This is a genomic window from Micromonospora cabrerizensis (genome assembly GCF_022230955.1).
Taxonomy (GTDB): Bacteria; Actinomycetota; Actinomycetes; order Mycobacteriales; family Micromonosporaceae; genus Micromonospora; species Micromonospora cabrerizensis.
On the sequence record NZ_JAKKFI010000066.1, the window covers coordinates 73,369 to 88,445 of the forward strand.

Sequence of the window (15,077 nt, forward strand, 5' to 3'; positions counted from 1 at the left end):
CGGGGGAGGCGCGGCCAACGAGCCGGGTCTCCCCGTCGTGTCTCCGGCAGTCCCGGCACGTTTCGATAACCTCCCGGTAATTGCTCGCAACCAGTCGATGGTGCTCACGCACGTCGATGCCCATCGGTGTGCAGGTGGCCGCCGGATCCGTTGCAGCGGAAGGTTTCCGGAACTCTTGACAATCGAGGTGTCTCGATTGAAGCTGGCATGGTCACGCGAGCCGCGGTCAAGGTCGGGCGAAGGGCAGTCCTCGACTTGAGTCCCCTTCCACGCGCCTTTTTCCCGAGGGATCGCGACGATGACACTGAAGACAAGAACGCTTGGCGTCGTGCTGGCGGCCGTGACACTGGCCGCCGCCGCGTTGACGTTTCCCACACCGGCGTCGGCGGCGACGCTCACGCAGGTGACCAACTTCGGCACCAACCCCACCAACCTGCAGATGCACCTGTACGTCCCGGACCGGGTGGCGACCCGACCGGCGATCCTCCTGGCGATGCACTACTGCACCGGTACGGGCCCGGCATTCCACTCGGGCACGCAGTACGCGTCCCTCGCGGACCGGTACGGGTTCATCGTGATCTACCCGTCGGCCACCCGCAGCAGCAAGTGCTGGGACGTCTACTCGCCGCAGGCGTTACGCCGTGGCGGGGGCAGCGACCCGGTCGGGCTCATGTCGATGGTCGAGCACGTGCGACAGCGGTACGCCGCCGACCCCGCGCGGATCTTCGCGACCGGCACCTCCTCCGGGGCGATGATGACCAACGTCATGCTGGGCGTCTACCCGGATGTCTTCGCGGCGGGTGCGTCCTTCGCCGGTGTGCCGTTCGGCTGCTTCGCCACCGGCGGCACCTCCGAGTGGAACAGCCAGTGCGCGAACGGGCAGGTCGTCAGGACCGCACAGCAGTGGGGCGACCTCGTCCGCGAGGCGTACCCGGGCTACACCGGCCAGCGACCACGGATGCAGATCTGGCACGGCACCAACGACGAGACGCTGCGCTACCCGAACTTCGGTGAGCAGGTCAAGCAGTGGACCAACGTGCACGGCCTGAGCCAGACCCCGACGTACACCGACACCCCCCAGTCCGGCTACACCCGCACCCGCTACGGCAACAGCGGTGCGACGGCGCCCATCGAGGCGATCAGCATGCAGGGTGTCACGCACAACCTGCCGGTCGACGCCGCGCAGGTGATCCGCTTCTTCGGGCTGGACGGCACGACGCCGCCTCCGACCACGCCGCCACCGACCACGCCGCCACCGACCACGCCGCCACCGACCACGCCGCCGCCGACCACGCCGCCGCCCACCGAGGGCGGGTGCCGGATCGGGTACGCGGTCAACGCCTGGAACTCCGGCCTCACCGCGAGCGTGACCATCACCAACACCGCGTCCAGCGCCGTCAACGGGTGGGCGCTGACCTTCACCCTGCCCACCGGACAACGCATCACCAGCGGCTGGAACGCCCAGTACACCCCGGCGAGCGGTGCGGTCACCGCGCGCAACGCCTCCTACAACGCCGCCATCGCCCCGAACGCGTCGGTCGAGATCGGCTTCCAGGCCAGCCATGAGGGCGGCACCGGCGAACCGTCGTCGTTCGCCCTGAACGGCACCGCCTGCGCGGTGTCCTGAATGTCCCCTGACCCACCACCACAGACCGTCCCACCCACCACCACAGAAGGAGCCACACGATGAGAAACGCGAGATGGAAGGCGGCATCGAGAGCTGCCGTCGCGCTGGCCGGCGCGGGTGCGCTCGTCGCCGGCATGGCGCTGTTCACGACGGCGCCCGCCGCCGCCGGGACCACGCTCGGCGCGTCCGCCGCCGAGAAAAATCGCTATTTCGGTACGGCGGTGGCGGCCGGCAGGTTGTCGGACAGCGCGTACACGACGATCTTGAATCGTGAGTTCAACTCGGTGACGCCCGAGAACGAGATGAAGATCGACGCGACGGAGCCGCAGCAGGGTCGGTTCAGTTACGGCGCGGCGGAGCAGATCGTGAACCACGCGCGCAGTCGGGGGATGAGCGTGCGGGGTCACACCCTGGCGTGGCACTCGCAGCAGCCGTCGTGGATGGAGAGCATGAGTGGCACCGCCCTGCGGTCGGCGATGCTCAACCACGTGACGCAGGTGGCGACGCACTTCCGGGGCCAGGTCGTGGCCTGGGACGTGGTGAACGAGGCGTTCGCGGACGGCAGCTCCGGTGGCCGTCGGGACTCCAACCTCCAGCGCACGGGCAACGACTGGATCGAGGCGGCCTTCCGGGCCGCGCGGGCCGCCGACCCGGGCGCGAAGCTCTGTTACAACGACTACAACACCGACAACTGGACGCACGCCAAGACCCAGGGCGTCTACAACATGGTCCGCGACTTCAAGGCCCGTGGTGTGCCGATCGACTGCGTCGGTTTCCAGTCGCACTTCAACAACGAGTCCCCGTACGTGAGCAACTACCGCACCACGCTGTCGAGCTTCGCGGCACTGGGTGTGGACGTGCAGATCACCGAGCTGGACATCCAGGGCGCGTCCGCGGCCACCTACCGCAGTGTCGTGGAGGACTGCCTCGCGGTGCCCCGCTGCAACGGCATCACCGTGTGGGGCATCCGCGACAGCGACTCGTGGCGGGCCTCGCAGACGCCGCTGCTGTTCAACAGCAACGGGTCCAAGAAGCCGGCGTACGACGCGGTCCTCGCCGCACTGAACAACGGCACCACGCCGACCGATCCGCCGACCGATCCGCCCACCGACCCGCCGACCGACCCGCCCACCACCCCGCCCCCGGGGCAGGGCGGCTGCACCGCGACGGTGTCGGTGAACCAGTGGACGGGTGGCTTCGTGGCCACGGTGAGGGTGACGGCCGGCTCGTCGGCCATCAGCGGCTGGACGGTCGGCATCGCGTTGCCGTCCGGCGCGACGGTCACCAACGCCTGGAACGCCAACCGCAGTGGTAGCAGCGGCGCGACGAGTTGGACGAACGTGGCCTACAACGGCCGGGTCGGCGCCGGTCAGTCCACCGAGTACGGCTTCCAGGCCAACGGCACCGCCGGCACCATAACCCCAACCTGCACAGCAAGCTGACCCCAGGGGTCAGGTGCGGGAAACCCTCCCACACCTGACCCCTCCGAGCGCGTGATCAAGAGGTTTGCGTCAACGGGCACGGCGTGTCGTGACGCAAACCTCTTGATCACCGGGGCGAAGGGGTGGGGTGGGTGGGGTGGGGTGGGTGGGGAGGTGGGTGGGGGTTAGCCGTCTATTCGGGTTATGTTGCGGATTTTGTTGGAGGCGTCCAGGGCGGCGACCTTGTACGCCTCGGCCAGCGTCGGGTAGTTGAACACCGCGTCGACCAGGTAGTCGATCGTGCCGCCGCAGCCCATCACGGCCTGCCCGATGTGGACGATCTCGGTGGCGGCGGTGCCGAACACGTGCACCCCGAGCAGTCGGCCGTCGTCGGGGGACACGAGCAGTTTCAGCAGGCCGTACGAGTCGCCGACGATCTGGCCCCGGGCCAGCTCCCGGTAGCGCGCGATGCCCACCTCGAACGGCGTTGAGCTCTCGGTGAGCTGCGCCTCGGTCTGCCCGACGAAGCTGATCTCCGGGATCGTGTAGATGCCGATCGGTTGCAGGCCGTGCATCTCCCGGATCGGCTCGCCGCAGGCGTGCTGCGCGGCCAGCCGGCCCTGTTCCATCGAGGTGGACGCGAGGGCGGGGAAGCCGATCACGTCGCCGACGGCGTAGATGTTGTCGACCGGGGTGCGGTAGTTGGCGTCGACCGTGATCCGGCCGCGCCGGTCCGCCTCCAGCCCGGCCGCCTCCAGCGCGAGGTCGTCGGTCTGGCCCTGTCGGCCGGCGGAGTACATCACCGTGTCGGCGACGATCTTCTTGCCGCTCTTGAGGATGCACAGCGCCGCCGTCTGGTGTTTCTCCACGGCGGCGACCTCCTCGCCGAAGCGGAACGCCACGGACAGGTCGCGCAGGTGGTACTTCAGCGACTCGACGACCTCCTCGTCGCAGAAGTCGAGCATCCGGTCGCGGCGTTCCACGACGGTCACCTTGGTGCCGAGCGCGGCGAACATCGACGCGTACTCCATGCCGATCACGCCGGCGCCGACCACGACCATGCTGCGGGGTACGGCCTGGAGGTTGATGACGCCGTCGGAGTCCACGATCGTCCGGTCGTCGAAGTCGACGCTGTCCGGGCGGGCCGGGCGCGTGCCGGCAGCGATAATGATCTTGTCGAAGGTCACTCTGGACTCGCGGCCGGAGCCACCGTCGACCCAGATCGTGTGCGCGTCCGCGAAGCGCCCGGTGCCGGTGATCAACGCGACGCGGTTGCGGGCCAGTTGATTGCGGATGACGTCGGTCTGCCGGGTGATCACGTGCTGCGTCCGGGCCGCCAGGTCGCTGACCGTGATCTCGTCCTTGACCCGGTAGCTGCTGCCGTAGAGGTCGCGTTGGCTCAGCCCGGTCAGGTAGAGCACGGCCTCGCGCAGGGTCTTGGAGGGGACGGTGCCGGTGTTGATGCACACCCCACCGATCATGTCGCGGCGGTCCACGATGCCGACCCGCCTGCCGAGTTTGGCGGCGGCGATCGCGGCCTTCTGACCGCCGGGTCCGGAGCCCAGCACCAACAGGTCATAGTCATACACAGGCGTTAGCGTCGCAATATGTCGCGGCGCGCGCCAGACCCCGGGGTCGAGCGTTATTCGTCTGCCACCGTGCAGAGACCGCCGTTGAGCGTGATCTCCTCCGGCAGTTGCGTGCCGGTGGCGACGAGCCCCAGCGACACGCTGCCGCCGGGCGGGATCACGGCGTTGCGGCTGGTGTTGGCCACCCGGAGGTAGCTGTTGTTGACACGGTCGACGACCTTCGCGCCCCAGATGCCCTGCACCTGCTGGCTGGCCCAGAACCGCCACGTCATCGTCCACCCGTCGACCGCCGTGGTGCCGGTGTTGGTGACGACGAGGTGCGCCACGAAGCCGTCCGACCACTGCCGCACGACGGACCGGACCGCGCAGCTCGGCGGCGGCGGCAGGGTGGTCACCGTGACCGGCGCGGACAGGGGGGACAGGTGCCCGACCTCGTCGCGGGCCCGCACCACGAAGGTGTACGGGGTGTTCGGCGTCAACCCACCGATCTGGGCGCTGTTGCGGGGCGGGTACTGCGACACGTCGCGGACCAGGGTGAGAGCGCCGCCGGCGTCGACCCGGAACACCTCGTACCGGTCGAGCGCGACGTTCTCCACCGAGTGCGCCCACCGGAGCCAGACCTGGGTGGCGGAGACGTCGTACGCCACCGGTTGACCGGGCGCGCCCGGCGGTTGGTCGTCCCCGGGTGGCATGGTCAGCCGCAGGGTCGGGTTGGCCAGTGAGCTGTTGCCGGCCGCGTCCAGCGCCCACACCGAGAAGGTGTACGTGCGCGACGGCCGCAGGCCGGTGATCCGGATGCTGGTGGTGTCGGTCGAGTACTGGGCGCCGGTGTCCTCGAATCGTGCCCCGACCGGGTAGCGGACCACGCCCACGTTGTCGGTCGAGGCCGCCCAGGTCAGCTCGACCGAGGTGGTGTCGATGGAAACGACCGTGATCGGGCCGGGCGCGGTGGGGCGTTCGATGTCGTCCGCGGCGTACGCCGGGGTCGCGCCCGCCGCGACCAGGGTTGCCACCAGCGCGCAGGCGGCCAGCGCGGCGGCCCTGGACCGGACGCCGCGGAACGGTTGATCAGGCATGGTTGCCTCGCTTCCGAGTGGACGCAGCGGATCAGCCATCGACCATCGTTGATTCTAGGTCAGCGCCGACCGCGTCGTTGTCCCGTCAGCCGACGAGGCGGCGTTCCCAGGCCCAGGCGGCGATCTCGACCCGGTTGCGCGCCGTGAGCTTCATCTGCACGCTGGCCAGGTGGGTCTTGACCGTGCCGACGGCGATGAAGAGCTGGGCGGCGATCTCGGCGTTGGTCAGGCCCCGGGCGACGAGCTTCACGACGTCGAGTTCCCGGGGTGACAGGCCGGCGTCGTCGTGGGCCGGAGCGGGCGAGCTGAGGTGCTCCAGCAGCCGTACCGTGATGGACGGGCTGATCAGCGCGTCACCGGAGACGGCCGCGCGGACCGCCTCGATGAGCAGGGCCGGGCCGGAGTCCTTGAGCAGGAAACCGCACGCGCCGTTGGCCAGCGCGGTGTGCACGTACTCGTCCAGGTCGAAGGTGGTCACCACGACCACCCGGATCGGGTCGGCGACGCCCGGCCCAGCGAGCAGCCGCAGGGCCTCCAGGCCGTCGAGGCGGGGCATCCGGATGTCCAGCAGCACCACGTCCGGGCGCAGCCGACGGGCCAGTTCCACGGCCGCGACCCCGTCGGCGGCCTCGCCGACCACCGTCATGTCCGGCTGCGCCCCGATGATCATGCCGAAGCCCGTCCGGACCATCGCCTGGTCGTCGGCGATCAGCACCCGGATCACCGTCCCACCGCCGTGCGCAGCGGGAACGCCGCGTCGAGCACCCACCCACCGGCGACGCCCGGTCCGGCGGTGATCGTGCCGCCGAGGGCGCGTACCCGCTCGGTGAGGCCGATCAGACCGAAGCCGTGCCCCCGGGCCGGCGCCGTGCGCCCGGCGGCGCCGTCGTCGGCCACCCGGACCAGCAGCCAGTCGGGGGTACGTCGCACGGCCACGTCCACCGACCGGGCGTCCGGTGCGTGCTGGCGGGTGTTGGTCAGCCCCTCCATCACCACCCGGTACGCCGAGGTCGATACCTCCACCGGCAGCCCACCCAGGTCGCCGTCGACGTGCAGTCGGGCCGGCGTGCTCGCTGCCCCGTTGAACCCCGTCACCAGCGGCTCCAACTCGGTCACCCCGGCCAGTGGGGCCAGCGGCGCGTCCGGCGGGGCGTTCGGGTTGCGCAGGATCCCGACCATCCGCCGCATCGAGGTCATCGTCTCCGCGCCGGCCCGCTCGATCTGCTCCAGGGCGACGATCACCCGCTGCGGGTCCTGCTCGGCGACGAACCGGGCGCCCTGCGCCTGCACCACGATGCCGGTCACGTGGTGGGCGATGAAGTCGTGCAGGTCCCGGGCGAACTCGGCGCGCTGCTCGGCCCGGACCAGCGCGATGGCCCGCTCCCGCCCGGCGGCCATGATCCGCAGGTAGAGCCCCACCCCGGCGGCGCCGGCCGCGGCGAGCACCTGGAGCAGACCGAAGATCACCAGCAGGTTCTCGGTGCCGACACGCAGCGGCAACGCGGCGACGGCGAGCCCGGCGACCGCCGCCGCCCACGGGGCGAGCCGGGGCGCGCCCCAACGGCTCACCACGAAGACGACCCCGATCAGCCCGGCCGACTCGGCGAGCCCCCAGGTGCGGGCGGGCAGGATGCCACCGCCCCCGGAGATGAGCACCACCCCTGCGGTCACGGCCAGTGAGGCGGTGGCGAGTGCCAGCGCGGCCACCGGCAGCCGGCGGGAACCCGGCCGGTGCACCGGTAGCCAGAGTGGCACCGTCGCCGCCGCCAAGCCCATCGGCACCAGCAGGAGCAGGAGAGCGGCGATGCCGCGGTCATCCGCCGTGCTGGCCGCGAAGTCGAAGAGGGCGAGCAGGCCAAAGGCCACCAGCCCGGCGGCCTGGGCCAGGCGTACCCACCAACGTCGAAGATCCGGCGTGCTCATGGTGACCCAGCGTAGCCAGCCGGGCGGGTCGGCAGATCGGCCGAAAGACAGACCCCGCCCCGCCGATACCCGGCCCCGGGCCGATGCGCCCACCCGTCCGCGGCGGAGACGCTTCCCGGGTCACATCGCAGCCACTGGAGGAACAATGACAACCCACGCTCCGCCGGACACCAGCCACGCCGCGGTCGCCGCGGTCGAGCTGGTGAAGGTGTACGGCAGCGGCGACACCGCGGTCCGTGCCCTGGACGGCGTCTCGGTCGGCTTCGGTCGGGCCGAGTTCACCGCGATCATGGGTTCGTCCGGGTCCGGCAAGTCGACCCTGATGCACTGCCTCGCCGGCCTCGACACCGCCACCTCCGGCCGCGTCCTGCTCGGCGGCACCGAGCTGACCGGCCAGTCGGACCGGACGCTGACCCGGGTACGCCGGGAGCGCATCGGTTTCGTCTTCCAGTCCTTCAACCTGCTGCCGCAGCTCACCGCCGCGCAGAACATCACCCTGCCGCTGGACCTCGCCGGCCGGCAGCCCGACGCCGAACTCCTGGCGCGCCTGGTCGACCTGCTGGGCCTCCGCGACCGACTGAAGCACCGGCCGAGCGAGTTGTCCGGCGGCCAGCAGCAGCGCGTGGCGCTGGCCCGGGCATTGGTGGCACGGCCCGAGGTGGTCTTCGCCGACGAGCCGACCGGCAACCTCGACTCCCGCTCCGGCGCGGAGGTGCTCACCATCCTGCGCGACTCGGTACGCGACCTCGGTCAGACCGTCGTCATGGTGACCCACGACCCGATCGCCGCCGCGTACGCCGACCGGGTGGTGCTGCTGGCCGACGGCCGGATCGCCGGCGAGATCGACAAGCCGGACCAGGTGTCGGTGACCGACGCGTTGCGTGATCTGGCGGCCCGCGGATGAGAGCGACAGTGCTGCGTACCCAGACGAGCGCCGCGGCCCGGCGGCCCGGCCGGCTGATCCTGACCGGTCTGGCGATCCTCGTCGCGTCCTTCGTCGTCTTCGGCACCGTGCTGGTGCAGCAGATCACCGAACGGACCGTGCGGGACAACCTCAGCGGCACCCCGGCCGCCACCGACCTGGTGATCGGCGACGCCGACCACGCGCCACCCACCGTCGCGGATCTGGAACGCGTCCGCGCCGTGCCCGGTGTGGCCGAGGCGGTGAGCCGGGTGGCGATCGGGGTGTCCGTCGGTGAGGGGTACCTCAACGTCCAGGCCGACCCGGGCACCGGCCCGCTGACCACGGTCCGGGTCATCGAGGGCAGCTACCCCGACGCCCCCGGCGAGATAGCGGTCACCCCGCGTACCGCCGAGCGGCTCGGGCTGACGGTCGGGGCCACGACCACCGGCACGGGCGGTGACCTCACCACGCCCGCCCGGCTCACCGTGACCGGGCTGGTCGACACCGCCGCCGACGCCGGCTACGACGCGTACGCACCGGACAACGTGCTGACGTCCTGGGCACGCCTGACGGCCCTGGAGCGCGTCGACGTGCGGGTGGCCCCCGGCACGTCGACGGAGACCGTCCGTCGACTGGTCGGCGCGGCGGTCGCCGGCCAGCCGATCCGTACCGGTGCCGAGGTGCGCCAGGCGGAGGCCAACGCGGCGGCCGAGGAGGTCGGGAGGCTCTTCGTCCTGGTCGGCATCTTCGTCTCGATCGCTGTCGTCGCGGCGGCGCTGGTGGTCACCTCGACCTTCCGCATCGTCTTCGCCCAGCGGATGCGGCAGCTCGCGTTGCTGCGTGCGGTCGGCGCGAACCGGGGCGCCCTGGTGGGGGCGTTGACCGCCGAGGGGGCGCTGACCGGGCTGGTCGCCGGCGTCGTCGGGGTGGCCAGTGCCCTCGCCCTCGGGTACGCGCTGCCGGCCGTCCTGCGGGCCGCCGGCATGGCCGTCTCCTCGCCGGGCCTGCCACTGGCGACGGCGGGCGTGGTGGTGGTCGGCGCCGTCCTGGTCACCGTGCTGGCCGTCCTGGCGCCGGCGCTCGCGGCCGCCCGGGTCTCCCCGCTGGAGGCACTGCGGACGGCGAGCACCACCTCCGGTCGGCGCGGCATCGGCGTGCTTCGCCTGGCGTTCGGGCTTCTCCTGGCCGCTGGCGCGGTGCTGGCCGCCGTCGCGACGGTCAGCCAGTTGCCGCAGCCGGACCAGTCGACGTACGACCCCTCGATGCCGCTGCTCCTGCTGGTCGGGTCCGGCGGGCTGGCGTTCTTCGCGCTGGTGGCCCTCGGACCGCTGCTGGTGCGGCCGGTGCTGGCCGTGGTGGGTTGGCCGCTGCGCCAGCTCGGGCCGCTCGGAAGGATGTCGGTCGGCGGGATCGGCGGGGCGCCCCGCCGGGCGGCCGCGGTCTCCGTCGTCGTCGCGCTCGGCGTGACCCTGATCTCCGGGGTGGTCATCGGCGGCGCGTCGCTCCAGGTGCTCGCCGACCGCGAGATGGCGCTGTCCGCACCGACCGACTTCGAGGTCACCAGCAACGGCGGAACGCTGCCGGGTGCCCTCGTGACCCAGGCGAAGACGGAACACGGGGCGTTGGCCCGGGTGGTGCCGTACCGCCGGGTCGGGGACGTCGCCCTGACGCGTGGGGGCACCCAGCTCGGCGACATGGAGTCCGGTTACCCGACGAGCGACCTGGATGTGGCCGCGTTGCCGACGACGCGGGACCTGGACGTGGCGCAGGGCGCCCTGGCCGACCGTGGCCCCGGTCGCATCGTGCTCGCCGGTTGGGTCGCCCGGGACGCCGGACTGCACGTCGGCGACACCGCCACGCTCGCCCTCGGCGGGCGGTCCGTCGACGTACGCGTCGCCGCCGTCCTGCCCGCCGAGGGCCCCCTGCACGCCGGCATCCTGGCCGACCGGGGTGACCTCGACCGGCTCGGGGTGGCCACGGCGTACACCGGTCTGCTGGCCGACGCGGCCGGCACCGGCGAGGAAGGCCGTACCGCCGGCGTGCGGGCGCTGCGGCAGGCGATCGCGGGCAGCGAGGGGGTGGGCCTCGCGGTGCTCGCCGACGAACGGGACCGTAACGACACCCTGGTGCGCACCCTGGTCTGGATCGCGGTCGGTCTGGTCAGCCTGACCGTGCTGATCGCGGTCGTCGGCGTGGGTTCCACCACCGCCCTGTCGGTGGTGGAGCGGATCCGCGAGTCGGGTCTGCTGCGGGCGATCGGCCTGTCCCGGACCGGCCTGCGCACCATGCTGACCGTCGAGTCCGGCCTGTACGGGGTGATCGGTGCGACCATCGGCCTGCTGCTCGGCGTCCCGTACGCCTGGTTGGCGGTTCGCGCTCTCGGGATCAACGCACCGCTGACCGTGCCGGTGCTGCCGCTGGTCGGGCTCTTCGCGACGTTGGTCGTGCTGACCGCGCTGGCCGGAGTGCTGCCGGCGCGGCGGGCGTCGCGGGTGAGTCCGGTGGTGGCGTTGGGCGCCGACGGCTGACCGCCGCCACGGGTCGGCGTCGGGGTGCGGTGCCGACCCGTGGTGACACGGTCAGTTGGGGTTGCTGGCGTGGGTCAGCGTCTCCCAGGCGACGAAGAGGTTGTTGGTGCCGGCCGGGCGCTGTTGCAGCGTGAGGGTCTGGGTGTTGGTCATGACGTTGCCCAGCCGGGTGCTCATCGCGTTGAAGCCGACCTCGGTGATCGGGCCGAGGCCCCGGGTGAGGCTGCCGCCGCAGAGCCAGGAGGGCGGCGCCTCGCCGAGCTGGTAGCGCGAGTGGAGGCCGAGCGCCTGCCGCAGCCGCTCGCCGACCTGTGGGTACAGGTCCCGTCCCTGGATCCGGGAGGTCTCCGCGACGTGGGAGATGGCGGAGATGCCGTACCCGGTGTGGACGAAGTCGCGGCAGGTCTCCTGGGCGAGCCCGGCGACGAAGGTGGACTGGCCCTGCCAGTAGCCGATGATCTCGGAACTGGTGTCCAGGCCGCTGCCGGGCACCGTGTACGGCAGCGCGCCGTCGCTGGGCAGGTAGACGAAGGCCCGGGTGCGGTTGAGGAAGCGGGTGACGGCCGCGTCGTAGGCGGTGCGGTCCTCCAGGAAGACGGCGATGCCCACGGCCGCCTCCATCATGGTCAGTTCCCAGTTGCCGTTGCTGTTCGAGCCGTTGCGGACCACCGGCAGGTAGACGGTGCGCAGCATGGTGGCGAACCGGTTGGCGTTGGGCCAGCTCGTGTACGTGTACTTGATGATCTCGGCGGCCCGGGGCCAGACCGAGGCGGCCCAACCGGTCTGCAAGGGGGCGTTGCTGCCGGTGTGCGCGGTGATCGTGGCCGACCAGGCGTCCATGATCTGGACCGACTTCTGCGCGTACCGGGCGTCCCCGGTGACGTACCAGGCGAGCGCGTGGGTGTACGCGGCGATCGCGTCCTCCCGCTCCTCGGTGCAGCCGTTGTTCGGGTTGGAGTAGGAGCCGCACTCGACCACCGGGCGGGGTGCCGGGGTGCGCGACAGCGAGGCGTACCGGCTGCTCATCATCTGGTTGTAGGCCGACGCCCACGGCTGCGCGCCGGCCTGCACCCGGCCGCGGACGAAGTCGAGCTGACCCCGGCTGACCAGCACGCCGGGGTGCGTGAAGCCGCCCGTCGAGGGCGGTGGGGTGCCGCCGCCGGTGGGTAGCGTCCAGGTCTGGTTGGCGGTGCCGGTGCAGCTCCAGATCTGTAGGGGAGTGCCGTCGGCGGAGCTGGGGCCGGTCGCGTCGAGGCACTTGCCCGAGGCCGGGTTGACCAGTTGCCCGGCGCTGGCCGACCACTGCTGCGCCCCGGTGCCGTTGCAGTCGTAGATCTGGGCGCGGGCGCCGTTGGCGGTGCTGGCGGCGGCGATGTCGAGGCACTTGCCGAGCGACCGGATCGTGCCGTCGTCGCCGACCGTCCACTGTTGGGCGGTCGAGCCGTTGCAGGTGTAGAGCTGCACCGGGGTGCTGTTGGCCGGGTTCGCGGCGGTCACGTCGACGCACTTGCCGCCGTACCCGGTGATGGCGCCGGTCGCGGCGGCCGTCGCGGGGGAGGCGCCGACGAACAGGCCTGTCGGTACGGCCAGCAGGGCCGCGGCGAGTGCGGAAATGAACCTGATGCGGGTGCGGCGGGGTGCGGGCCCGGCCAATCGTCGCGCCATGTCGGGGTCCTTCCGGCGGGCGAAGCCAACTGTAAAGTGTGTTAATCATTACAGTCACACCCATCGATATCAATGCCTTTGCCGCGACGGGTGCCGTTACGGGTGCATGGACGTGCCCTTGAGCACCTTGTCCACCACGTTGCGCGGGGCGTGCAACGCCAGGCCGACCAGGTCGAGCTTCTCCCGACCGACGGCCTGCACGGCGGCGCGGTTGTCCCGGTCGTTGCCGGTGGCGAACAGGTCAGCCGTGAAGACCGCGAGCCGCAGCCCGCGGGCGAGGGCTCGCGAGTGCGCGCCGACCAGCGCCGTCCGATCGCCGGCGAAGACCAGCACGGGCTGGCCGAACATCGGCAGGTATCGGGTGCCGTCCGCGTCGCGGTACTCCTCGCCGAGCAGCTCCGGCTGGGCGTGCGCGATGCCGCTGACCAGGAAGGCGGTGACGTTCAGTCGTTGCCAGCCCGCCAGGTCGTCACGGAGCAGCACAGCGATCTTGGTGGGAAAGCGGATCGGTTCGGTCATGGCGTCGAGCCTGCCCGCCCCGAGACCGGTCGGTCTTGTACGTTCTTAGCGTGGCCACCCGCCCGGCGGGCTCGCACGTCAACGCGTGGCGACCCGAGGTAGCCGGGGTCGCCGAGGTCTTCCACGCCCATTTCGTGGACCACGCCTACCCCCGTCACATCCACGACGTGTGGACGCTTCTGATCGTCGACGACGGAGCGGTCCGCTTCGACCTGGACCGGCACCGGCACGGCGCGCTGCGCACGTCGGTCACCCTGCTGCCGCCGTACGTGCCGCACGACGGCAGCTCCGCCACGCCGGGCGGGTTCCGCAAACGGGTCCTGTACCTGGACACCTCGGCGCTCGGTGCCGAGCTGGTCGGCCGGGCGGTCGACGAACCGGACCTGGGCGACCCGCAGCTACGCGACCGGATCCACCACCTGCACCAGGTGCTCGCTGCACCCGGGGACGAGTTCGAGGCCGAGAGCCGGCTCGCACTCATCCTGGACCGGCTCCGCCGGCAGCTTCGCCACCGCGCCCCGGTCGGCGGACGACCGGCCGGACGCGGGCTCGCCGTCCGACTGCGTGAGCTGCTGGACGCCCGCACCGTCGAAGGCGTCACGCTGGGCGAGGCCGCCGAGCTCCTGCACGCCCACCCGACCCACCTGGTCCGGACGTTCACCCACGCACACGGTGTGCCACCGCACTCGTACCTGACCGGTCGCCGGGTCGAGCTGGTCCGTCGCCTGCTCCTCGCCGGGCAGCGGCCGGCCGAGGCCGCCGTCGCGGCCGGATTCTTCGACCAGGCGCATCTGACCCGCCACTTCCGCCGGTACCTGGGCGTCAGCCCGGCCCGTTACCTCGGCGGGCCGGTCACCGAGATCAGACGAGCTGGCCGCCGATGACGGCGAGCAGCCGCAGCTTCTCGTCGCTCTCCGAGCCGGGCACGGCGGTGAAGACCAGCAGCGTCTGGGACTGGTCGGGGTCCACCAGGGTCTGGCAGTGCAGCTCCAACGCCCCGACCTCCGGGTGCAGGAAGTGCTTCGACGGGCAGTAGCCGGTCGGCACCGGGTGCTCCCGCCACAGCCGCGCGAACTCCGGGCTCCGAGCCAGCAGGTCGTCGACGAGCGCGGCGGCCCGCGAGCCGCGACCGTCACGGGTGTACGACGCACGCAGGTCCGCCACGAGCAGGCGGCTCTGCGTCTGGTGGTCCTCCGCCGGGTGCCGCTGCCGTGCCGCCGGGTCGGTGAACCAGCGGTGGTGCGCGCTGCGGGCCAGCCCGGCGTACCGGGTCTCGTCGCCGAGCAGGGCGACGGCCGGCGCGGTCTGCGCCAGGGTCTCGCCAAGGTGGTTCACCACCTGGGCCGGGGTGTCCTGCATTCGGTCGAGGATGCGCATCATTCCCGGGTTGACGTGGTCGGCCCACACCGCCCGGTGGGGGATCGCCTGGCCGGCGAGCCGGAACAGGTGGTCGCGTTCGGCCAGGGAGAGCCGCAGACCACGCGCCAGGGCGGCGAGCATCTGCTCCGACGGGTGCGGCCCCCGCTGCTGCTCCAACCGGCTGTAGTAGTCGGTGGACATCCCGCTCAACGTGGCGACTTCCTCGCGCCGCAGCCCACCGGTACGCCGACGCGGCCCCCGGGGCAGCCCGACGTCCTCGGGCTGGAGCGCCTCCCGTCGGGTGCGCAGGAAGCTGGCCAGTTGGGCGCGGTCCACGGTCTCTCCGATCACTGCGTGCCGGCAGGAGCCGGCCTGCCCACTGCAACAGGCCAGCCCGGGGGCGGTGTTCCGCCTGTCCCCAAGATCGCACGGGATCCAGGGGCAGGCCAGCGGGCCAGCGGGCCAG

General features: G+C 71.8%; 12 protein-coding genes. 5 read left to right on the forward strand and 7 right to left on the reverse strand.

All coding sequences use genetic code 11. The features are described 5' to 3' along the window. Positions 1–298 precede the first annotated feature (298 nt). A complete protein-coding gene (locus LADH09A_RS16280; RefSeq protein ID WP_238646060.1) occupies positions 299–1,627 on the forward strand; it encodes an extracellular catalytic domain type 1 short-chain-length polyhydroxyalkanoate depolymerase in 1,329 nt (442 codons plus the stop codon). Between the two features lie 59 nt (positions 1,628–1,686). After that, complete coding sequence (locus LADH09A_RS16285) at positions 1,687–3,069, forward strand: glycoside hydrolase family 10 protein (RefSeq protein ID WP_372492286.1); 1,383 nt, start codon at positions 1,687–1,689, stop codon at positions 3,067–3,069. Between the two features lie 164 nt (positions 3,070–3,233). On the opposite strand, the gene sthA is transcribed toward LADH09A_RS16285, so the two are convergent. The 4 genes from sthA to LADH09A_RS16305 all read right to left on the reverse strand — a co-directional run bounded on the left by sthA (position 3,234) and on the right by LADH09A_RS16305 (position 7,636). Next, positions 3,234–4,637: a Si-specific NAD(P)(+) transhydrogenase gene (sthA, locus tag LADH09A_RS16290; RefSeq protein WP_238646062.1), complete on the reverse strand. Its 1,404-nt coding sequence runs from the start codon at positions 4,635–4,637 to the stop codon at positions 3,234–3,236. Positions 4,638–4,690: 53 nt separating this feature from the next. After that, positions 4,691–5,713, reverse strand: a complete 1,023-nt coding sequence (locus LADH09A_RS16295) for a fibronectin type III domain-containing protein (RefSeq protein WP_238646065.1) — start codon at positions 5,711–5,713, stop codon at positions 4,691–4,693. 85 nt (positions 5,714–5,798) lie between these two features. Continuing rightward, a complete protein-coding gene (locus LADH09A_RS16300; protein ID WP_238646066.1) occupies positions 5,799–6,437 on the reverse strand; it encodes a response regulator in 639 nt (212 codons plus the stop codon). Next, positions 6,434–7,636, reverse strand: coding sequence for a sensor histidine kinase (locus LADH09A_RS16305; protein WP_238646067.1), 1,203 nt, complete (start codon positions 7,634–7,636; stop codon positions 6,434–6,436). Before LADH09A_RS16305 ends, LADH09A_RS16300 begins: the two co-directional genes overlap by 4 nt. A 145-nt stretch (positions 7,637–7,781) precedes the next feature. On the opposite strand from LADH09A_RS16305, the gene LADH09A_RS16310 reads away from it, so the two are divergent. Further along, on the forward strand, positions 7,782–8,540 hold the full coding sequence (locus LADH09A_RS16310) for an ABC transporter ATP-binding protein (protein WP_238646068.1): 759 nt from the start codon (positions 7,782–7,784) through the stop codon (positions 8,538–8,540). Beyond that, the gene (locus tag LADH09A_RS31675) at positions 8,537–11,068 is read left to right on the forward strand and encodes an FtsX-like permease family protein (RefSeq protein WP_274529608.1); all 2,532 of its coding nucleotides are present in this window, start codon (positions 8,537–8,539) and stop codon (positions 11,066–11,068) included. The genes LADH09A_RS16310 and LADH09A_RS31675 overlap by 4 nt, the downstream gene beginning before the upstream one ends. A gap of 51 nt (positions 11,069–11,119) precedes the next feature. Here the strand turns inward: LADH09A_RS31675 and LADH09A_RS16325 are convergent, their stop codons facing one another. Beyond that, complete coding sequence (locus tag LADH09A_RS16325; protein ID WP_238646069.1) at positions 11,120–12,733, reverse strand: ricin-type beta-trefoil lectin domain protein; 1,614 nt, start codon at positions 12,731–12,733, stop codon at positions 11,120–11,122. Between the two features lie 96 nt (positions 12,734–12,829). After that, positions 12,830–13,252, reverse strand: coding sequence for a DUF2000 domain-containing protein (locus LADH09A_RS16330; RefSeq protein ID WP_238646070.1), 423 nt, complete (start codon positions 13,250–13,252; stop codon positions 12,830–12,832). Positions 13,253–13,302: 50 nt separating this feature from the next. On the opposite strand from LADH09A_RS16330, the gene LADH09A_RS16335 reads away from it, so the two are divergent. After that, positions 13,303–14,136 carry a helix-turn-helix transcriptional regulator gene (locus LADH09A_RS16335; protein ID WP_238646071.1) on the forward strand — a complete coding sequence of 278 codons (834 nt, stop codon included), beginning with the start codon at positions 13,303–13,305 and terminating at the stop codon, positions 14,134–14,136. Here LADH09A_RS16335 and LADH09A_RS16340 read toward each other — a convergent pair. Further along, positions 14,114–14,947, reverse strand: a complete 834-nt coding sequence (locus LADH09A_RS16340) for a helix-turn-helix transcriptional regulator (protein WP_238646079.1) — start codon at positions 14,945–14,947, stop codon at positions 14,114–14,116. The two genes, LADH09A_RS16335 and LADH09A_RS16340, sit on opposite strands and share 23 nt — an antisense overlap. Positions 14,948–15,077: the final 130 nt, after the last annotated feature.